Raw genomic sequence first — 20,040 nt, 5'->3', positions numbered from 1 at the left:
AGACGTGAGTTGATTTACCTTAGCGGCGGCGCCCCGCGCCGGCTTGATCCGGCGCAAAGGTGTCATTGCTGGGAGATGTCCACGCCCTTGGGCATGGCGAACTTGAAGTGGGAGGCGCTGACGGCGGGATTCTTCTCGAACTTCTTGAACGCCAGCACGGACATGGAACCGAAGTTGTCCTTCAGTTCCATCGCCTCCGGCGTGCCGTTGCGCAGGCCGATGCTGATCTGCTCGAACGTCGTGTCCTTGGCCTTCGGCACCGCCGTCAACCATTCCAGCCCGTCGCGCGTGCCGCCCTCGGACAGGGTGAAGTTCTTTTCCAGGTCGTTGCTGCCGAACAGGATGGCGGCCGGGGACGAGCCCAGCGCGTCGCCCAGCTTCTTCACGGTGACCTGGTTCAAGTCCTTGTCGTAGATGTACAGCTTCTCGCCGTCGGCCTGCAGCAGCTGGTCGTAGGGCTTGAGGTAGGTCCAGATGAACTTGCCCGGACGGGAAAACTCGAAGGTGCCGCTGGCGGCCGACGAGGTCTTGGCCGCGCCGCCCACGTTCTTCACCTGGTGCTGCGTGAACTCGCCGCGCGCCGACTTGGTGCTGGCGACGAAGGTCTTGAACTGGTCCAGCGCCGCCGCCTGGGCCGCGCCCGCGAAGGCCATCGCGGCGGTCGTTGCGGCCATCGCCGCGGTGATCCATTTCATACAAAACTCCTTATTCTGCGCTGGCGGCCGGCACCAGGATGTCCCGGTTGCCGTTCGACTGCATGGGCGACACCACGCCGCTCTGTTCCATCTGCTCCAGCAGGCGCGCCGCGCGGTTGTAACCGATGCGCAAGTGGCGCTGCACCAGCGAAATCGAGGCGCGGCGGTTTTTCAGCACCACCTGCACCGCCTGGTCGTACATCGGGTCGGCCTCGCCGCCGCCCTCGCCCGACGCGGCGCCGGCTTCGCCGCCGCCGTCGCCCTCCAGGGTGCCGCCCTCGAGGATGCCCTCGATGTAGTTCGGCTCGCCCTGCAGCTTCAGGTGGGCCACCACGCGGTGCACCTCGTCGTCGGAAACGAAGGCGCCGTGCACGCGCACCGGCAAACCGGTGCCGGGCGGCATGTACAGCATGTCGCCCATGCCCAGCAGGGCTTCGGCGCCCATCTGGTCCAGGATGGTGCGCGAGTCGATCTTGGACGACACCTGGAACGCGATACGGGTCGGGATATTGGCTTTGATTAAGCCGGTGATCACATCCACAGATGGGCGCTGCGTCGCCAGAATCAAGTGCAGGCCGGCCGCGCGCGCTTTTTGCGCGATACGGGCGATCAATTCCTCGACCTTTTTGCCGACGACCATCATCAGGTCGGCCAACTCGTCGATGATGATGACGATGGTTGGCAGCTTCTCCAGCGGCTCCGGCGAGTCCGGCGTGATGCTGAACGGATTCGGTATGTGCTCCTCGCGCTTGGCCGCCTCGGCGATCTTGGTGTTGTAGCCGGCCAGGTTGCGCACGCCCAGCTTGGACATCAGCTTGTAGCGGCGCTCCATCTCGTTCACCGCCCAGTTCAGCGCGTGGCCGGCCTGGCGCATGTCGGTCACCACCGGCGCCAGCAGGTGCGGGATGCCCTCGTAGACCGACATCTCCAGCATTTTCGGGTCGATCAGTATCATGCGCACGTCGGCCGGGTCGGCCTTGTACAGCAGCGACAGGATGGTGGCGTTGATGCCCACCGATTTACCGGAGCCGGTGGTGCCCGCCACCAGCAAGTGCGGCATCTTGGCCAGGTCGGCCACCACCGGCTTGCCGGCGATGTCCTTGCCCAGCGCCACGGTCAGCGCCGAGGTGTTGTCGTGGTAGACCTTGGAGCCGACGATTTCGGACAGGCGCACGATCTGGCGCTTGGGATTGGGCAGCTCCAGCGCCATGTAATTCTTGCCGGGGATGGTTTCCACCACGCGGATCGAGGTCAGCGACAGCGAGCGCGCCAGGTCGCGCGCCAGGTTGACGATCTGGCTGCCCTTCACGCCCGTGGCCGGCTCGATCTCGTAGCGGGTGACCACGGGGCCCGGATAGGCGGCCACCACGCGCGCCTCGACGCCGAAGTCGGACAGCTTCTTCTCGATCAGGCGGCTGGTGAATTCCAGCGTCTCGATGGCCACGGTTTCCTGCGCGGCGGGAGGATCGTCCAGCAGCGACAGCGGCGGCAGGTCGTTGTCGCGCACGCCCTGGAACAGGACGCCCTGGCGTTCCTTGACGGCGCGCTCGGACATCGCCACCGAGGTGACCTGCTGCTCGATCTTCACCGGCGCGGCGGCCGAGAACTTCTCCACCGGCGCGGGCGCGGCCGGCACGTGCGCCGGGGCAGATGCACCGGGAGACGCGGCGGCGGCGGCGGGCATGGCGACCGGGTTGGGAACGATCTGCGGCTCCACCCGCAACGGCTTCTCCACGTGTTTTTCGACGTGCTTGGCGCGTTCGCTGACGACCACCTCGTCGCGCTTGACGGCGGCCACGGAACCCTGGCGGCGGTCCTCGTGGTCCTGGTAGCGGTGCACCACCCAGTCGCAGCATTCCTCGATGGCGCCGCCGATGCGCTCGGCCACCGCCAGCCAGGAGACATGGAAGAACAGGCTGAAGCCCAGCCCGAACAGCAGCAACAGCAGCAAGGTGGCGCCCGTGAAGCCCAGGCCCACGTGGGCGGCGTGGCCGATCAGCTGGCCCAGCACGCCGCCCGGCGCGCGCGGCAGCTGCACCGGCAGCGAATACATGCGCAGGAATTCCAGGCCCATGCTGCCCACCAGCAGGAAGGCGAAGCCGATGATGCGGATGATGCCCTCGTGGCTATGCTCCGGGTCGTCGTCCTCCTGCGTGACGAACTTGCGCGTCAGGCGGCGGTAGCCGCTCCAGACGGTGCGCAGCAGCCACACGCACCACCACCACGCGGAAAAGCCGAAAATGAACAGCATCAGGTCGCTCAGCCAGGCGCCGGCGCGGCCGCCCAGGTTGTAGACCCGCGGCACCACGTTCGCGTGCGACCAGCCCGGGTCCGCCTTGTTGAAACTGATCATGATGATCAGCACGTACAGGGCGAGCGCGGCCAGCGCAAACCAGCGCGCTTCCGAGAGCAATCGCACCAGGCGGTTCGGCAGGGGCTGGCGTTCGGTGGCGGTGCGGGTGTACTTGGAGGTCGGCTGTGGGCTCGTTTTAGACATTGACGCTTTTATAATATTGCGGGGCTGAATGCCCATTTGTGGGTATTCTAAGCCATTCAAGGAACTCCAGGCCTCTCGATTCATTCGAATTGCCGGCTTGGACTATAATCTCGCTTTGCTTGCGCGAACGCAAGGCGCCTTGCCGCCGGCGTGCGCGCCCCCATCTGGGGACTATCCCAACTTATTTAGAAGCCCGCTCATGACCACTACCAAACACGCCCGCGTTTTGATACTCGGCTCCGGCCCTGCCGGCTACAGCGCTGCCATTTACGCCGCGCGCGCCAATCTGAACCCCATGCTGGTGACCGGCGTCGAGCAAGGCGGCCAGCTGATGACCACCACCGACGTGGAAAACTGGCCGGCCGACCCGATGGGCGTGCAAGGCCCGGACCTGATGCAGCGCTTCCTGCAGCACGCCGAGCGTTTCAAGACCGAAATCGTGTTCGACCACATCCACACGGCCAAGCTGAGCGAAAAACCGATCCGCCTGATCGGCGACAGCAATGAATACACCTGTGACACGCTGATCATCGCCACCGGCGCCTCCGCGCAGTACCTGGGGCTGCCGTCCGAGCAGGCGTTTATGGGCAAGGGCGTGTCGGCCTGCGCCACCTGCGACGGCTTCTTCTACCGCAACCAGGAAGTGGCCGTCATCGGCGGCGGCAACACCGCCGTCGAGGAGGCGCTGTACCTGTCGAACATCGCCAACAAGGTCACCCTGGTGCACCGCCGCGACAAGTTCCGCGCCGAGGCCATCCTGATCGACCGCCTGATGGCCAAGGTCGCCGAGGGCAAGATCGAGCTGAAACTGAACCACACGCTGCACGAGGTGAACGGCGACGACGGCGGCGTGACCGGCGTGACGCTGGCCGCCGCCGACGGCGCGCTGACCCAGGTGAAGGTGCACGGCCTGTTCATCGCCATCGGCCACAAGCCGAACACCGGCATCTTCGAGGGCCAGCTGGAAATGCACAACGGCTACATCAAGACCAAGACCGGCACCGAGGGCATGGCCACCGCCACCACCGCGCCGGGCGTGTTCGCCGCCGGCGACGTGCAGGACCACATCTACCGCCAGGCCATCACCAGCGCCGGCACCGGCTGCATGGCGGCGCTGGACGCCCAGCGCTACCTGGAAGGCCAGGAGTAATCGAAAGGGGGGATGCGGACCATGGCGGGACTGAAAGACTTCGCGGACCTGAAATCGCTCGGCAAGCAGCTGAAGGAACAGGGCGAGGCGCGCGCGGCCGCCGAGGCCGAGCGCGTCAAGCGCGAGAAGGTGGCGGCCGCCGAGGCCAACATCTTCCGCAACAGCCTGGGCGAGGTCAAGCGCCTGCCGGAGCAGAACCGCTACGTGCCGCAGCCCGGCGCGCAACGCGCCCTGTCCGCCGCCGCGCTCGCCGCGGCGAAGAAGCGCGGCCCGCTGACCGCCGACGAGCAAAAGGCCGACGACGCGGCCGTGCTGCGCGAGTCGCTGTCGGACCTGTTCGAGGTCGACCACTACATGGAGGAGGACCCGGCGCTGAACTACGCCGCGCCCGGCGTCGGCCCCGATGTGGTGAAGAAGATGCGCAAGGGCCATTGGCCGGTGCAGGACGAGCTGGACCTGCACGGCATGAACCGCGACACCGCGCGCGACGCGCTGGGCGCCTTCCTGACCCGCGCCACGCAGCGCAACCACCGCTGCGTGTGCGTCATCCACGGCAAGGGTTTCGGTTCGCGCGGCCAGGAGCCGGTGCTGAAAACCATGGTGCACAGTTGGCTGGTGCAAAAAGGCGTGGTGGCGTTCTGCCAGGCCCGCTCCGAGGAAGGCGGCGAAGGCGCGCTGATCGTGCTGCTGAAGGCGGCGCTGCTGCCCGAGCGCCGATAGCTTCCTTCGATCTGCGAGCCCTCTCGTTGACTTAATGACAATTCACTTGCATGATGTCTGATTCTCCCTTTTCAGTCGAGACGGAGGTCAGCCTTGTTTTCGCCAAACCTTGACTGGTGGGCTCTGGCCGCATGGGTCGGCATCAACATCCTCGTCCCTGTTCTCCTCCCCCTCCTTGTCCTGTGGTTGTTCAGCATCCCAAGCGTCACCGCTACGCTGGCGGCTGGCAGCATCATCAAATCAATAGGCAAGGGCGAACTCTTCTGGGCCGCCATGGGCATGGCGGCGGCTACTTGTTACGAACTGTTTGCGCTGCAAAAAGTCGTCACGGATCCCAATGGCAATGGCATCGCTTGGTTCGTCTTTTGTATCCACCTGGGAATTATTCTTGGATCGGCCATCATGGTGGGAGTTGGCTCCTTAAACAATTCAACGCCCGCGACTGGCAATCCGCACATTCCGGATCGCAAGGTTTTCCGAGCTTCTATCGGGACGTTGATCTTTACAGCCATGAGCTACACCGTCGTCCACGCTGTGCTTGGTACAATAGAGTCCAGTATGAAGGATGAGGCGATCAAGACGGCCAAACAGGAAAAAGACGATATAATGAGGAAGCTAGGCCATTGTCTGGCCAACAACAGGAAAGACGGCACACGGTGCCTGGAGGCCATCAAATGACAAGCATTGCCACAAAATTGGAAACCGATTCGCAAGCGCGCGCCAAGACCGTATCCGTGGTGATTCGTTTGATGGGCATAGGCGCCGGCCTGTCCGTTGTAGCACTCTGTACGCTCCTGTACCGCATCTTCTAAGATTTAGCTTCGCGCCAACGCAAAGGGAACCTGGTGGTTCCCTTTTGGTTTTTGGCTCCCATGCCCGATCACGCCTCCTTCAAGGCTGCGCGTCCCACTGGATTCCTGTAGCGCGACGGGTAGGGACCACATCGGCCGCGTTCGCATCTGGTACCCGGGCCGCGCCGGGAACAAGCCGCAAGACCGTCGCCGGCGCCACGCTCCATCCCTCGCGCAGCTTGAACACACCGACCACCCTCGCTAGATGATCGGCCTGGCCGTGCAGCGAGGCGGCCGCCGCGGCGGACTCCTCCACCAGCGCCGCGTTTTGCTGCGTCACCCGGTCCATTTCCGCGATCGTCCGGTTGACCTGCTCCACGCCGGCGCTTTGCTCCCTGCTGGCCGTCGTGATCTCGCCCATGATATCCGTGACCCGATGGATGCCCGAGACGATCTGTTCCATCGTGACGCCGGCCTGCTCGACCAGCAGGCTGCCGGCCTCCACCTGCCGCACCGAGTCGCCGATCAGCGTCTTGATTTCCTTCGCGGCCGCGGCGCTGCGCTGCGCCAGGTTGCGCACCTCGGACGCCACCACGGCGAAGCCCCTGCCCTGCTCGCCCGCGCGCGCCGCCTCCACCGCCGCGTTCAGCGCCAGGATGTTGGTCTGGAAAGCGATGCCGTCGATCACGCCGATGATGTCGACGATCTTGCGCGACGAGCCATTGATGGAGCCCATGATGTCGACCACTTGCGACATGACCGCGCCGCCCGTGCCGGCGATCCCGGCGGCCGTCATTGCCAACTGGTTGGCCTCGCGCGAATTGTCCGCGTTGCGCTTGACGGCGGTGACCAGCTCGCCCATCGACGTGGCGGTCTCCTCCAGCGAGCCGGCCTGCTGCTCGGTGCGCGCCGCCAGGTCCAGGCTGCCGGAATCGATTTGGCCGGAGGCGGCCGCGATGGTGCCGGTGCCGTCGCGCACCTGCCGCACGATGCTGGCCAAGCCGTCGTTCATGTCCTTCAGCGCCAGCAGCAGCTGGCCGGTCTCGTCCGAGGAATGGACGGCGATGTCGCTGCCCAGGTCGCCAGCGGCGACGGTCTGCGCGATCCTGACCGCGCGCCGGATGGGCCGGGTGATGGAGCGGCCTATCCAGTAAGCCAGCCCTGCGCCCGCCAGCAGCGCCACGCCGCTGAGCGCACGCAGCAGCAACTGCCCGGTGCGGTATTGACTGTCCGCCTCCACGGCCAGCGCCGCGATGGCGTCGGCCTGGTGCTTGGTCAGCTGGTCTATGGACGCCAGGTAGGCCTCGAGCGCGGGTTCCAGGCTGGTCTCGGCCAATTTAGCCGCCGCCTCGGCGGTGCCCGCGTCCCTTGCGGCGAACACGGCTGCGCGCGCGTCGCGGTAGGCTTTACGGCGCGCGCCGATGCCGGCATACAGCGCCTTCTCGGCCTCGCCGTCCAGCATGGATTCGAGTCGCTTCTGGATCTGGGTGATGCGTTCGCTGGTGCGCTCGATGCGCTGCTCCATGCGCTGGCGTCCCGCGTGTTCCGCGCCGCCCGCCAGGGCGATGGTGCGAGCGCCGTTCACATGGGTCAGGCCGGACCATTCGGAAACCAGGCGCTCCTTGACCAGCGCGTCCTTCAACATCCTGTCGACCAGGTCCCCCATGGTCTGCAAGCGCCAGTCGCCGATCGCGCTGACCGCCGCCAGCAACAGCAACACCGCGCCGAAGCCGACCGCCAGGCGGGTGCCGATTTTCAAATTCCGTATGCTCATGTGCGCCTCCGCTGAACGGCGAATATCAATTCAAAAGATGACAAGCTATCACGATATTGCGACTAGCAAATCAGTATTTACCGAAATTAACATTCCGCGGCGGCGCGCCGGATCAAGTCCTATCCGTCAGCCGCGTCCGCATGTTAACCTGTCGGTATATACAACCTTGTCCATGCCGCCCATGAAGCACATCCCCCACGTTTCCCTGATCACGATTATTGAGATTGTGGCAATTCTGGTCGGGGCGCTGTCGGGGTTCATCGAGGCGCGGCGCAAGCGGATGGATCTGGTGGGGGTGTTCACCGTGGCTTTCATCACGGCGTTCGGCGGCGGCACGCTGCGCGACATCCTGCTCGACAAGCGGCCCCTGTTCTGGGTCCAGCATCAGGAATACGCCATCCTCATCTTCGTGCTGGCCCTGATCGCCTCGCCGCTGATCCGCACGCTCAGGCAGATCGTCTCGGAACGCGTGATCGTGGTGGCCGACGCGGTCGGCCTCGGGCTGTTCGCGGTGGCCGGCGTGTCGCAGGCGCAGCAGGCCAACATGCCGGTGTTTATCGCGTCGATGATGGGGGTGATCACGGGGATCTTCGGCGGCGTGTTGCGCGACATCGTCTGCAACGAGGTGCCGATGGTGTTCCGGGACGGCAAACCGTACGCGATCTGCGCGTTCATCGGCTGCTGGATGTACATCGTGCTGCAAAAAACATCCGTCTCGGATGATTTCGCGCTGTGGTCAAGCGCAATGGTGATCACCGTGCTGCGCTTGCTGACCTGGAAATTCGATATGCGTCTCGGCCGCCCCTGAGGGCGGCGGCCGTGCGCCTTACACCGCGTCCGGGCCGGTCTCGCCGGTGCGGATGCGGATCACCTGCTCGACGTTCTGCACGAAGATCTTGCCGTCGCCGATCTTGCCGGTGCGGGCCGCCTTGATGATGGCGTCCACCACCTGCTCGGCCACGCCGTCGTCGACCACGACCTCGACCTTGACCTTGGGCAGGAAATCGACCACGTACTCGGCGCCGCGATACAGCTCGGTGTGGCCCTTCTGGCGGCCGAAGCCCTTCACTTCCGTCACGGTCAGGCCGGTGACGTTGACTTCGGCCAGCGCTTCGCGCACTTCGTCCAGCTTGAACGGCTTGATTACTGCGGTGATTTGTTTCATAGCGGTCTCCTTGATGGGGTATTTCGTACTGCGAGTTCAAACTAAGCGTTTGCTACTGCCTATGCGTCCGGCACATTCTTCAAATCGTCCAGCCAGACCACGGCCTCCGAGTCGCTGGGCGCGCGCCAGTCGCCCCGCGGCGACAGCGATCCGCCCGACCCGACCTTCGGCCCGTTCGGCACGCAGCTGCGCTTGAACTGGCTGGTCTGGAAGAACCGACGCAGGAAGATGCCCAGGTTGGCCTTGATATCCTTCAGCGCGTACTCGTTGCGCGCCACGTGCGCCTCGTTCGGCCAGCTGCCGGTGTTCCGGTCGCTCCACGCGGCGTGCGCCAGGAACGCCACTTTCGACGGCGCGAAGCCGAAACGCAGCGTGTAGTATAGGTTGAAGTCCTGCAATTCGTATGGTCCGATGACACTTTCCGTTATCTGCGCGGGCGCGCCGTCGTCGGCCTTGCCCGGCACCAGCTCGGGACTGATCTCGGTGTTCACCACGGCCAGCAGCACGGCCGAGTCGCGCTCGCCGAACTGGCGGCTCTCGGCCACCCAGCGCACCAGGTGCGAAATCAGCGTCTTCGGCACGCTGGCGTTGACGTTGTAATGCGACATGTGGTCGCCCACGCCGTAGGTGCACCAACCCAGCGCCAGCTCGCTCAGGTCGCCGGTGCCGATCACGATGCCGTTGTGGAAGTTCGCCAAGCGGAACAGGTGGTTGGTGCGCTCGCCGGCCTGCACGTTCTCGAAGGTGATGTCGTACTGCTCGGCGCCCTCGGAATACGGGTGGCCGATGTCCTTCATCATCTGGATGCAGCTGGGGCGGATGTCGATCTCGGAGGCCGCGCAGCCGACGAATTCCATCAACTGGCGCGCCTGCAGCAGCGTGCGCGCGCTGGTGGCGAAGCCGGGCATGGTGACGCCGACGATGTTGGTGCGCGGCAGGTTCAAGCGGTCCATGGCCTTGGCGCACACCAGCAGCGCGTGCGTGGAATCGAGCCCGCCCGAAATGCCGATGACCACCTTCTTGATGCCGCTGGACGACAGCCGCTGCACCAGCGCCTGCACCTGGATGTTGTAGACCTCGTTGCAGCGCTTGTCGCGCTGCGCCGTGTTGGACGGCACGTAGGGGAAGCGCGCCACGTGGCGGTCCAGCGGCAGCGCCTGGCGGCGCGGCAAGTCCAGCGCGAAGCGCACGGTGCGGAACCTGGCCAGCTCGTCGCCGAAGCGGCGCATGGACTGGCCGAACGTGGTCTGGCGCATGCGCTCGCGCGACAGGCGCTCCAGATCCACGTCCGCGTAAATCAAGTGCGACTCGTCCTGGAAGCGTTCCGCCTCGCGCAGCAGCTCGCCGTTCTCGTAGATGAGGGCCTGGCCGTCCCAGGCCATGTCGGTGGTGGACTCGCCCCGCCCCGCCGACGAATACAGGTAGGCCGACAGGCAGCGGGCCGACTGCTGGCTCACCAGCTGGTGGCGATAGTCCGCCTTGCCGATGACGACGTTCGACGCCGACAGGTTGACCAGCACCGTGGCGCCGGCCAGCGCCGCGAAGGACGACGGCGGAATCGGCACCCACACGTCCTCGCAGATCTCGACGTGGAATTTGAACAGGGGGACGTTCTCGGCCTCGAACAGCAGCGCCGCGCCGAACGGAACGCGCTGGCCCAGCAGCGTGATCTCGGCCGACAGCGCCTCGTCGCCGGCGCTGAACTGGCGCGCCTCGTAGAACTCGCCGTAGTTCGGCAGGTAGCTCTTCGGCACCACGCCGAGGATGCGGCCGCCCGACAGCACCACGGCGCAATTGAACAGTTGATGGTCCACGCGCAGCGGCACGCCGACGATCAGCGCCGCGCCGATGGACTGGGACGCGTCCAACACCGTTTGCAGGCCGGCCAGGCAGCCGTCCAGCAGGGCGCGCTGGTGGAACAGGTCGTCGCAGGTGTAGGCGGAAATGCCCAGCTCCGTGAAGGCCACCAGCGCGGCGCCGTTGGCGGCGGCCTGGCGCGCCAGCTTGACGGTTTCGGCGGCGTTGAATCGCGGGTCGGCCACGCGGCAGCGCGGCACCGCCACGCTCACCCGCGCGAAATCATGGGAATACAGGTTGAAGAAAGAATGCGGCATGCGGACTGGCCCTTAAGGTTTCAGGGATTTTAGCATCGCCCCTTGATAAACGGGCAAAGTCGCGCCGCGAAGCCCGCTTGGCCGATTTTGCGTAAAATGCCGTGATGAGCTATCGAACCGGCGTCATCTCCTCCCTGTCCGACGTGGGCGCGCCCGCGTGGGACGCGCTGCTGGCCGCGCAGGGCGAGGACAATCCCTTCCTGTCCCACGCCTTCCTGCACGCGCTGCACGAATCCGGCAGCGCCAGCGCGGAAACCGGCTGGCAGCCGCAATACCTGGTCCTGTGGGACGGCGACGAGCTGGCCGCCGCCATGCCGCTGTACGTCAAGGCCCACTCCTACGGCGAATACGTGTTCGACTGGGCCTGGGCCGAGGCCTACCACCGCAACGGCATCGAGTACTACCCCAAGCTGCTGTCGGCGATTCCGTTCACGCCGGTGACGGGTTCGCGCCTGCTGGCGCGCGACGACGCCGCGCGCGCCGCGCTGATCGAGTTATTGCAAGCGCAGCAGGACGGCGCCGGCATGTCCTCCACCCACATCCTGTACCCGCCCGAGGCGCAGGCCATGCGGTTGCACGAGGCCGGCTTCATGCTGCGCAGCGGCGTGCAGTTCCACTGGCTGAACCCGGGCTACACCGACTTCGACCAGTTCCTCGCCACGCTGGAGCACAAGAAGCGCAAGAACATCCGCGCCGAACGGCGCAAGGTGAGGGAAGCCGGGGTGACGATGCGGCAGGTGCGCGGCGGCGACGCCACCGAGGCGGACTGGCGCTTTTTCCACCGCTGCTATTCCAACACCTACGCCGAGCACCGCTCCTCGCCGTATCTGAACCTGGATTTCTTCCTGCGCATAGGCGCGGCCATGCCGCATAACATCCTGCTGGTGGTGGCCGAGCGCGAAGGCGAGCCGATCGCCTCCTCGCTGGTGCTGCACACGAAAGACACCTTGTACGGCCGCTACTGGGGCGCGGTCGAGCACGTGCCCTGCCTGCACTTCGAGACGGCCTATTACCAGCCGCTGGAGTTTTGCATCGCCAACGGCATCGCCACCTTCGAGGGCGGCGCGCAGGGCGAACACAAGATGGCGCGCGGCTTCCTGCCGACCAAGACCTGGTCGGCACACTGGCTGGCCCACCCGTCGTTCGCCGATGCCGTCGAGCGCTTCCTTGAGCGCGAGAGCGGCGGCATCGACGCGTATATCGACGAGCTCAACGAGCGCAATCCCTTCCGCGCCTGATCAGGTCGCGTGGCTGGCCGTCATGCGCCGTTCGTGGTTGCGCCGCTCGGTGCGGCCGGCGCCGGGGCCAAACCGGCCCGCGTGCCGGTGGTGCATGAATGCCGTGTAGGCCGTCGCCAGGTACAGGCCGCCGGCCACGATGCAATACACGCCGAGCAAGCCAACCATCGTGAACAGGCCCACGTCGGGCGCCAGCAGCACGATGCAGCCGAACCCCAGCGAGACGACGGCGCTGATCACCAGCGTCCATTCCGGGCCGCGCAAGGGGTGGCGCATGCGCAAGGCCAGCGCCAGGTCCAGCGCGCCCGTGACCAGGGCCGCCACCCCGATCACGATGACCAGCGCCAGCAGCGAGAGCGCCGGCTGCCACAGCGCCAGCACGCCTGCGGCCAGGCCGCAGGCGCCCAGCAACAGCAATAACCACCAGTCCTTGTGCTCGCCGCGGGTGCTCACCGCGCCCGCCATCGCCGCGCCCCCGGCCAGCAGGGCATAGGCGGCGAACAGCGCGACCAGCGTCATCAGGGTTATCTCTGGCAGCATCAGCGCGGCCACGCCCACCGCCACCGCGACCAGTCCGCGCAGACCCGGTATCCACCAGGATTTCATTAGCATAGGCAACTGTTCCATCTCAGCCTCCCTTGGGTGATATCTGACTAAGACCGCCGGCGCCGCCCGGAGTTCGCGGGACCTACAATTCCTCCTTTACGTGCGGAATACCGCGCGCCTCGTAGACGTCGTAGATCACCTGGAGCATGTTGCGCAGCTCCTCCGAGCGGTCCATCAGGCGGATGCTGAACAGGATGGGCGACACCGCGTGCTGGTCGTCGATGGTGCGGTATTGCACGTCGGTGCGCTTCATGCCCTGCAGGCTGTCCGGCACCACCGACACGCCCTGCCCCGCCGCCACCATGCCGATGGCGATCTGCAGTTCGCGCACCTCCATCACCTTTTCCGGGTGCAGCGCGCGGTCGCTGAACGCGGCCAGCACCTGGTCCGCGAAGCTGGGCCGGGGCGACTTCGGATAGACGATCAGATTCTCCGCGATCAATTCCTTCAGCTTCAGCGGCCGCTCCAGCATCGCCAGCGGATGTCCCAGCGGCAAGGCCACGATCAGCCGCTCCTCGCGCAGCAGGATGCGGCGGATCGACGGGTCTTCCGCCTTCACGCGCCCGAAGCCGACGTCGATGCGGCCCTCCTTCAGCGCGCGCATCTGCTCCATCGTGGTCAGCTCGTGGAAGGTGACGTCCACCGCGTCGTACTGGCTGCGGAAGCGGCGCACGATTTCCGGCAGCAGGCCGTACAGCGTGGAGGCGACGAAGCCGATCGACAGCGTGCGGTCGATCTTGCCGACGCGCTGGGTCATGGTTTTCAGGTCGGCCATTTTGTCCAGCACCGACTGCGCGTGCGCCTGGAAGAACTCGCCCGCCTCGGTCAGGCGCAGCGGCCTGGAGCCCTTTTCGAACAAGGCCACGCCCAACTCCTCCTCCAGCTGCTGGATCTGGCGGCTCAACGGCGGCTGGGCGATGAACAGCCGCTGCGCGGCGCGGGTGAAGTTGCGCTCTTCCGCCACGGCGATGAAGTAACGCAGGTGCCTGATCTCCATGTTCATACCTTTAAAGTATCAACGCCATACCAATTCAGTGTTGGACGGCTATTTTTCGACGGTATATCGTGCTGTCATCCCTTCGAATTATACCGACTATACGGATAAGATATGATCAAAAGCATAGAAACCATCCTCGCGGACGTCCCCACCATCCGCCCGCACAAGCTGTCGGTGACCACCATGAACACGCAGACGCTGGTGCTGGTGCGCGTGCGCTGCGACGACGGTGTGGAGGGCTGGGGCGAGGCCACCACGATCGGCGGCCTGAACTACGGCGAGGAGAGCCCCGAGAGCATCAAGACCAATATCGACACCCACATCGCGCCACTGCTGATCGGCCTGGACGCGACCCGGGTGGCGGCCGCGATGGCGGTGGTGCGCAAGGCGATCCAGGGCAACCGCTTCGCCAAGTGCGCGATCGAAACCGCGCTGCTGGACGCGCAGGCGCGCCGCCTCGGCGTGCCGCTGAGCGAGCTGCTGGGCGGCCGCGTGCGCGAGGCGCTGCCGGTGGCCTGGACCCTGGCCAGCGGCGACACCGGCAAGGACATCGCCGAGGCCGAGAAGATGCTGGAACTGCGCCGCCACCGCATCTTCAAGCTGAAGATCGGCGCGCGCGCCGTGGCCGACGACGTGGCCCACGTGCTGGCCATCAAGAAGGCGCTGGGCGCCGACGTCAGCGTGCGTGTCGACGTGAACCAGGCCTGGAGCGAGCTGCAGGCCATGGAAGGCATCGCCGCGCTGCAGGACGGCGGCGTCGACCTGATCGAACAACCGATCCGCGCCCACAACAAGGCCGGCATGGCCCGCCTGGCGCAGCGCTTCGCGGTCCCCGTCATGGCGGACGAGGCGCTGCAAGGCCCGCTGGACGCCTACAGCTACGCCACCGCGGCGGCGGCGGACGTGTTCGCCGTGAAGATCACCCAGTCCGGCGGCCTGATGCTGGCCGCGCAGGTGGGCACGGTGGCGCAGCTGGCCGGCGTCGGCCTGTACGGCGGCACCATGCTCGAGGGCGGCATCGGCACCGCCGCCTCCGCCCAGCTGTTTGCCACCTTCGCCGACCTGTCCTTCGGCACCGAGCTGTTCGGGCCATTGCTGCTGACCGAGGAGGTGCTGCAAGAGCCGCTGGTCTACAAGGACTTCATGCTGCAAGTGCCGTCCGGCCATGGCCTGGGCGTCGCCATCGACACCGACAAACTCGGCCACCTGCGCCGCAAATAACGCATTTAGAACCAACGGCAACTGCTGGGGACAGACCCGCAGGGTCTGTCCCCGGATTCCGCATCTGGTTTTGAAAACAAGGAGTGAATCATGTTGTTCCAGGTACGTATGGATGTGAACCTGCCCGCCGCCATGCCGGCCGCCGAGGCGGACGCCATCAAGCTCAAAGAAAAGGCCTATTCGCATCAATTGCAGGAAAGCGGCAAGTGGCGCCACATCTGGCGCATCGCCGGCCAGTACGCGAACGTCAGCGTGTTCGACGTCGACAGCGTGGAGGAGTTGCACACGCTGCTGACCGGGCTGCCGCTGTTCCCCTTCATGCAAATCCAGGTGACGCCGCTGTGCCGCCACCCTTCCTCCATCCGCAGCACCGACCAGTAATCACACCCACCAAGACAGGAGACTGAAATGAACCACAAAGACATCGACCAACTGGTCCAGAGCTGGATCGTCGACAGCGCCACCCGCCCAGCCAACCCGCGCGTGCGGCAGGTGGTGGTGCGCCTGGTGGGCGACCTGTGCAAGGCCATCGAGGACCTGGACATCCAGCCCAGCGAATTCTGGAAGGGCCTGGAATACCTGTCCGCCGCCGGCGCGGCCAATGAACTGGGCCTGCTGGCGCCGGGCCTGGGCCTGGAGCGCTTCCTGGACATCCGCGCCGACGAGGCGGAGGCCCGCGCCGGCCTGGCCGGCGGCACGCCGCGCACCATCGAGGGACCGCTGTACGTGGCCGGCGCGCCGGAAAGCAATGGCTTTGCGCGCCTGGACGACGGCACTGAAAGCGCCGAAGCCGAGGTGCTGTTCATGCAGGGCACCGTGTACGACCGCCAGGGCAAGCCCCTGCCCGGCGCCAAGGTGGAGGTGTGGCACGCCAACCTGATGGGCAATTACTCCTTCTTCGACCAGACGCAATCGCACTTCAACCTGCGCCGCACCATCGTCACCGACGCGGAAGGCCGCTACCAGTTCCGCAGCATCATGCCCAAGGGTTACGGCTGCCCGCCCGACGGCAGCACGCAGCGCCTGCTGGACCAGCTGGGCCGCCACGGCCAGCGCCCCGCGCACATCCACTTCTTCGTCAGCGCCGACGGCCACCGCAAGCTGACCACGCAGATCAACATCGACGGCGACGAATACTTGTGGGACGACTTCGCCTTCGCCAGCCGCGAGGGCCTGGTGCCGGCGCTGAGCAAGGTCACCGACGCCGCGGCCATCGCGAACAAGGACCTGCGCCAGCCGTATTCGAGCATCGACTTCGACTTCCGCCTGTACGGCGAGAGTGAAGCGGCGCCCGCCGCCGAAGTGGACCGCGTCCGCGTCGCCGCCTGAGAGGCCGAACCATCATGGAAAACGTCATGATCCCCATCATTCCGGCCAAGCCATCGAAGCCGAAGTCGCTGGACGACTACCTCGTCGAGGACAAGGAAAAAGGCGACTACCGCCTGCACCGCAGCGCCTTCACCGACGAGGCCCTGTTCGAACTGGAGATGAAGCACATCTTCGAGGGCAACTGGATCTACCTGGCGCACGACAGCCAGATCCCGAACAACAACGACTACTACACCACGCACATCGGCCGCCAGCCCATCTTCATCGCGCGCAACCGCCAGGGCGAGCTGAACGCCTTCATCAACGCGTGCAGCCACCGCGGCGCGCAACTGTGCCGCCACAAGCGCGGCAACAAGGCCACCTACACTTGCCCCTTCCACGGCTGGACCTTCAACAACAGCGGCAAGCTGCTGAAGGTGAAGGACCCGGAGGACGCGGGCTATCCCGAGTGCTTCAACAAGGAAGGCTCGCACGACCTGAAAAAGCTGGCGCGCTTCGAAAGCTACCGCGGTTTCCTGTTCGGCAGCCTGAACGAGAACGTCGCGCCGCTGGCCGAGTTCCTCGGCGAGGCCGGCAAGATCATCGACATGATCGTCGACCAGTCCACCGACGGCCTGGAGGTGCTGCGCGGCTCGTCCACCTACACCTTCGAGGGCAACTGGAAGCTGCAGGCGGAGAACGGCGCGGACGGCTACCACGTCTCGGCCGTGCACTGGAACTACGCGGCCACCACCAACCGCCGCAAGGAAGCCGAGGCGGACGCGAACAACAAGCGCGAGGACAAGATCCGCGCGATGGACGCCGGCAAATGGGGGAAACAGGGCGGCGGCTTCTACGCCTTCAAGCAGGGCCACATCCTGCTGTGGACCAAATGGGCCAACCCGCAGGACCGGCCCAACTATCCGCGCCTCGCCGAGTACGCCGACAAGTTCGGCACGCCGACGGCGAACTGGATGGTGGAGCGCTCGCGCAACCTGTGCCTGTACCCGAACGTGTACCTGATGGACCAGTTCGGATCGCAGATCCGCCTGCTGCGCCCGATCTCCGTCGACAAGACGGAGGTGACGATCTACTGCATCGCGCCCAAGGGCGAGCCGCAGGAGGCGCGCGCGCGCCGCATCCGCCAGTACGAGGACTTCTTCAACGTCAGCGGCATGGCCACGCCGGACGACCTGGAGGAATTCCGCGCCTGCCAGCAGGGCTACGCCGGCGGCGCGATGGAATGGAACGACATGTGCCGGGGATCCGAGCACTGGATCGAGGGCGCCGACGACGCGGCGAAGGAAATCGGCCTGCAGCCGCTGATGAGCGGCGTGCGCACCGAGGACGAGGGCCTGTACACGGTGCAGCACCGCTACTGGCTGGACGTGATGAAGCAGGCGCTGGCCTCGCGGGAAAAAACGGGGGAACAGGCATGAGCGCGAACGATATCAATATCAACACCATCGCCGGCTTCCTGTACCGCGAGGCCAGGCTGCTGGACGACGAGCAGTGGGACGAGTGGCTGGAGTGCTACCACCCGGACGCGCAGTACTGGATGCCGGCCTGGGACGACGACGACACGCTGGTCACCGATCCGGAACGCGAGATCTCGCTGATCTACTACCCCACGCGCCAGGGCCTGGAGGACCGCGTGTTCCGCATCAAGACCGAGCGCTCCAGCGCCACCATGCCGGACACGCGCACCAGCCACAACATCGCCAACGTGGAGCTGGAAAAGCGGGAAGGCGCCGTGTGCACGGTGCGCTTCAACTGGCACACGCTGAGCCATCGCTACAAGCGGGACTACAGCTATTTCGGCATGTCGCGCTACGTGATCGACTTTTCCGGCGCCACTCCGAAGATCCTGGACAAGTACGTCGTGCTGAAAAACGACTACATCCACCAGGTCATCGATATTTACCACATTTGAACACCGGAGAGCGGCCATGAGCCATACCATCGCACTGCAGTTCGAAGACGGGGTGACCCGCTTCATCAGCTGCAACCCCAATGAAAAGCTGGCCGACGCGGCCTACCGCCAGAAGGTCAACGTTCCACTGGACTGCCGCGACGGCGCCTGCGGCACCTGCCGTGGCCACTGCGAATCGGGCAGCTACGACATGCCCGCCTCCAGCTACATCGACGACGCCCTGGAGCCGGAGGACGCCGCCAAGGGCTACGTGCTGGCCTGCCAGATGCGCCCCACCTCCGACTGCGTGGTGAAGATCCCCGCCACGTCGGCGGCCTGCAAGACGGCGGCGTCCAGCCACCCCGGCACGGTGGCGTCGGTGGAACAGGTGTCCGAATCGACCATCACCTTTTCCATCGACCTGCAGCAAGCGGAGGCACTGGACTTCCTGCCGGGCCAGTACGTCAACGTCAACATCCCCGGCACGGAGCTGACGCGTTCCTATTCGTTCAGCTCCACGCCCGGCGCGAAGCGGGCCTCCTTCGTCGTGCGCAACGTGCCGGACGGCCGCATGAGCCGCTTCCTCGCGGGCGAGGCGCAGCCGGGCCAGCACATCTCCTTCGCCGGGCCATACGGCAGCTTCTACCTGCGCGCCGTGCAGCGCCCGGTGCTGATGCTGGCCGGCGGCACCGGCATCGCGCCCTTCCTGTCGATGCTGGAAGTGCTGGCGCAGCAAGGCTTCCCGCAACCGGTGCGCCTGGTGTTCGCCGTCACGCGCGACTGCGACCTGGTGGCGCTGGCGCAGCTGGACCGCATCGCCGCCGCGCATCCGCAGTTCAGCTACTGCACCTGCGTGGCCGCGCCGGAAAGCGCCCATCCACGCAAGGGCTACGCGACGCAGCACGTGGAGCCGTCCTGGCTGAACGGCGGCGACGTCGATGTCTACCTGTGCGGCCCGGTGCCGATGGTGGACGCGGTGCGCACCTGGCTGGGCGACGTGGGCGTGCAGCCAGCCAATTTCTACTTCGAGAAGTTCTCGGCCAGCAGCGGAGCATGAATATGGAAAACCTTCGATTCAAAGGCAAGGTGGTGATCGTCACCGGCGCCGCGCAAGGGATAGGACGCGGCGTGGCGCTGGCCGCCGCGCGCGAAGGCGCGCGACTGGTGCTGGCGGACCGTTCGCCGCTGGTGCACGAGGTGCTGGCCGAGGTGCTGGCCCTGCAAGCGGCTGCCGTGGCCGTCAACGTGGACCTGGAAACCTACGCCGGCGCGCGCCAGTTGGTGGCGGCGGCGCTGGAGGCCCACGGCCGCGTCGACGTGCTGGTCAACAACGTCGGTGGCACCATCTGGGCCAAGCCCTTCCAGGAATACGAGGAGGACGAGATCGAGGCCGAGATCCGGCGCTCGCTGTTCCCCACGCTGTGGTGCTGCCGCGCGGTGCTGCCGGCGATGATAGAGCAGCAGGCCGGCGTGATCGTCAACATCTCCTCCATCGCCACGCGCGGCATCTACCGCATACCGTATTCGGCGTCCAAGGGCGGCGTGAACGCGCTGACGGCCAGCCTGGCGCTGGAGCACGCGCAGGACGGCATCCGCGTCAACGCCGTGGCCACCGGCGGCACCGAGGCGCCCCCGCGCAAAGTGCCGCGCAACCCCAAGCCGCTCAGCGAGCGGGAGCAGACCTGGTACCAGGGCATCGTCGACCAGACCATCGCCAGCAGCCTGATGCACCGCTACGGCACGATAGACGAGCAGGTGCGCGCCATCCTGTTCCTCGCCTCCGACGAGGCCAGCTACATCACCGGCACCGTGCTGCCGGTCGGTGGCGGCGACCAGGGCTGAGCGCGCCATG

Annotated in this window: 19 protein-coding genes; 12 read left to right on the top strand and 7 right to left on the bottom strand. The window is 65.9% G+C overall.

Annotation, left to right across the window (positions count from 1 at the left end):
• Positions 1 to 62: 62 nt before the first annotated feature.
• Positions 63 to 695 carry an outer membrane lipoprotein chaperone LolA gene (lolA, locus tag BM436_RS13275; RefSeq protein ID WP_093555998.1) on the bottom strand — a complete coding sequence of 211 codons (633 nt, stop codon included), beginning with the start codon at positions 693 to 695 and terminating at the stop codon, positions 63 to 65.
• Positions 696 to 705: 10 nt separating this feature from the next.
• Complete coding sequence (locus BM436_RS13270; protein ID WP_093555997.1) at positions 706 to 3,192, bottom strand: DNA translocase FtsK; 2,487 nt, start codon at positions 3,190 to 3,192, stop codon at positions 706 to 708.
• Between the two features lie 199 nt (positions 3,193 to 3,391).
• Here BM436_RS13270 and trxB point away from each other — a divergent pair, with 199 nt between their 5' ends.
• The 3 genes from trxB to BM436_RS13255 all read left to right on the top strand — a co-directional run bounded on the left by trxB (position 3,392) and on the right by BM436_RS13255 (position 5,740).
• Entirely contained in the window at positions 3,392 to 4,342 is a 951-nt protein-coding gene (gene trxB / locus BM436_RS13265) for a thioredoxin-disulfide reductase (protein ID WP_093555996.1), read from the top strand.
• A 21-nt stretch (positions 4,343 to 4,363) separates the two neighbouring features.
• A complete protein-coding gene (locus BM436_RS13260) occupies positions 4,364 to 5,062 on the top strand; it encodes a Smr/MutS family protein (RefSeq protein WP_093556045.1) in 699 nt (232 codons plus the stop codon).
• Between the two features lie 93 nt (positions 5,063 to 5,155).
• Positions 5,156 to 5,740, top strand: coding sequence for a hypothetical protein (locus BM436_RS13255; RefSeq protein ID WP_093555995.1), 585 nt, complete (start codon positions 5,156 to 5,158; stop codon positions 5,738 to 5,740).
• A 213-nt stretch (positions 5,741 to 5,953) separates the two neighbouring features.
• On the opposite strand, the gene BM436_RS13250 is transcribed toward BM436_RS13255, so the two are convergent.
• Entirely contained in the window at positions 5,954 to 7,627 is a 1,674-nt protein-coding gene (locus BM436_RS13250) for a methyl-accepting chemotaxis protein (RefSeq protein WP_093555994.1), read from the bottom strand.
• A gap of 181 nt (positions 7,628 to 7,808) precedes the next feature.
• Here BM436_RS13250 and BM436_RS13245 point away from each other — a divergent pair, with 181 nt between their 5' ends.
• The gene (locus tag BM436_RS13245; RefSeq protein WP_093556044.1) at positions 7,809 to 8,435 is read left to right on the top strand and encodes a trimeric intracellular cation channel family protein; all 627 of its coding nucleotides are present in this window, start codon (positions 7,809 to 7,811) and stop codon (positions 8,433 to 8,435) included.
• An 18-nt stretch (positions 8,436 to 8,453) separates the two neighbouring features.
• On the opposite strand, the gene BM436_RS13240 is transcribed toward BM436_RS13245, so the two are convergent.
• Both BM436_RS13240 and BM436_RS13235 read right to left on the bottom strand, forming a co-directional pair.
• Complete coding sequence (locus tag BM436_RS13240) at positions 8,454 to 8,792, bottom strand: P-II family nitrogen regulator (protein ID WP_019922031.1); 339 nt, start codon at positions 8,790 to 8,792, stop codon at positions 8,454 to 8,456.
• Positions 8,793 to 8,851: 59 nt separating this feature from the next.
• Positions 8,852 to 10,906 carry an NAD(+) synthase gene (locus BM436_RS13235; protein WP_093555993.1) on the bottom strand — a complete coding sequence of 685 codons (2,055 nt, stop codon included), beginning with the start codon at positions 10,904 to 10,906 and terminating at the stop codon, positions 8,852 to 8,854.
• 104 nt (positions 10,907 to 11,010) lie between these two features.
• On the opposite strand from BM436_RS13235, the gene BM436_RS13230 reads away from it, so the two are divergent.
• A complete protein-coding gene (locus BM436_RS13230; protein WP_093555992.1) occupies positions 11,011 to 12,144 on the top strand; it encodes a GNAT family N-acetyltransferase in 1,134 nt (377 codons plus the stop codon).
• Here BM436_RS13230 and BM436_RS13225 read toward each other — a convergent pair whose 3' ends face one another.
• Complete coding sequence (locus BM436_RS13225) at positions 12,145 to 12,756, bottom strand: HdeD family acid-resistance protein (protein ID WP_229490226.1); 612 nt, start codon at positions 12,754 to 12,756, stop codon at positions 12,145 to 12,147.
• Between the two features lie 76 nt (positions 12,757 to 12,832).
• Positions 12,833 to 13,747 carry a LysR family transcriptional regulator gene (locus BM436_RS13220; protein ID WP_093556043.1) on the bottom strand — a complete coding sequence of 305 codons (915 nt, stop codon included), beginning with the start codon at positions 13,745 to 13,747 and terminating at the stop codon, positions 12,833 to 12,835.
• Positions 13,748 to 13,858: 111 nt separating this feature from the next.
• Here BM436_RS13220 and BM436_RS13215 point away from each other — a divergent pair, with 111 nt between their 5' ends.
• From BM436_RS13215 to BM436_RS13185, 7 genes are all read left to right on the top strand, one after another.
• Positions 13,859 to 14,968: a muconate/chloromuconate family cycloisomerase gene (locus BM436_RS13215; RefSeq protein WP_093555990.1), complete on the top strand. Its 1,110-nt coding sequence runs from the start codon at positions 13,859 to 13,861 to the stop codon at positions 14,966 to 14,968.
• 90 nt (positions 14,969 to 15,058) lie between these two features.
• Positions 15,059 to 15,349 carry a muconolactone Delta-isomerase gene (gene catC, locus BM436_RS13210; RefSeq protein WP_093555989.1) on the top strand — a complete coding sequence of 97 codons (291 nt, stop codon included), beginning with the start codon at positions 15,059 to 15,061 and terminating at the stop codon, positions 15,347 to 15,349.
• A gap of 27 nt (positions 15,350 to 15,376) precedes the next feature.
• A complete protein-coding gene (gene catA / locus BM436_RS13205) occupies positions 15,377 to 16,297 on the top strand; it encodes a catechol 1,2-dioxygenase (RefSeq protein WP_093555988.1) in 921 nt (306 codons plus the stop codon).
• Between the two features lie 26 nt (positions 16,298 to 16,323).
• Positions 16,324 to 17,715 carry a benzoate 1,2-dioxygenase large subunit gene (gene benA, locus BM436_RS13200; RefSeq protein ID WP_093555987.1) on the top strand — a complete coding sequence of 464 codons (1,392 nt, stop codon included), beginning with the start codon at positions 16,324 to 16,326 and terminating at the stop codon, positions 17,713 to 17,715.
• Positions 17,712 to 18,209 (top strand): benzoate 1,2-dioxygenase small subunit, encoded by a 498-nt coding sequence (gene benB / locus BM436_RS13195; protein WP_093555986.1) that lies wholly within the window; start codon positions 17,712 to 17,714, stop codon positions 18,207 to 18,209. The genes benA and benB overlap by 4 nt, the downstream gene beginning before the upstream one ends.
• A 16-nt stretch (positions 18,210 to 18,225) precedes the next feature.
• Complete coding sequence (benC, locus tag BM436_RS13190) at positions 18,226 to 19,245, top strand: benzoate 1,2-dioxygenase electron transfer component BenC (RefSeq protein ID WP_093555985.1); 1,020 nt, start codon at positions 18,226 to 18,228, stop codon at positions 19,243 to 19,245.
• Positions 19,246 to 19,247: 2 nt separating this feature from the next.
• Complete coding sequence (locus tag BM436_RS13185) at positions 19,248 to 20,030, top strand: 1,6-dihydroxycyclohexa-2,4-diene-1-carboxylate dehydrogenase (protein WP_093555984.1); 783 nt, start codon at positions 19,248 to 19,250, stop codon at positions 20,028 to 20,030.
• Positions 20,031 to 20,040 lie beyond the last annotated feature (10 nt).

The organism is Pseudoduganella namucuonensis (assembly GCF_900116645.1).
GTDB classification, from domain to species: Bacteria; Pseudomonadota; Gammaproteobacteria; order Burkholderiales; family Burkholderiaceae_D; genus Rugamonas; species Rugamonas namucuonensis.
Note: the sequence above shows the minus strand (reverse complement) of the source record. Positions and strands in the feature narration are given on the sequence as shown.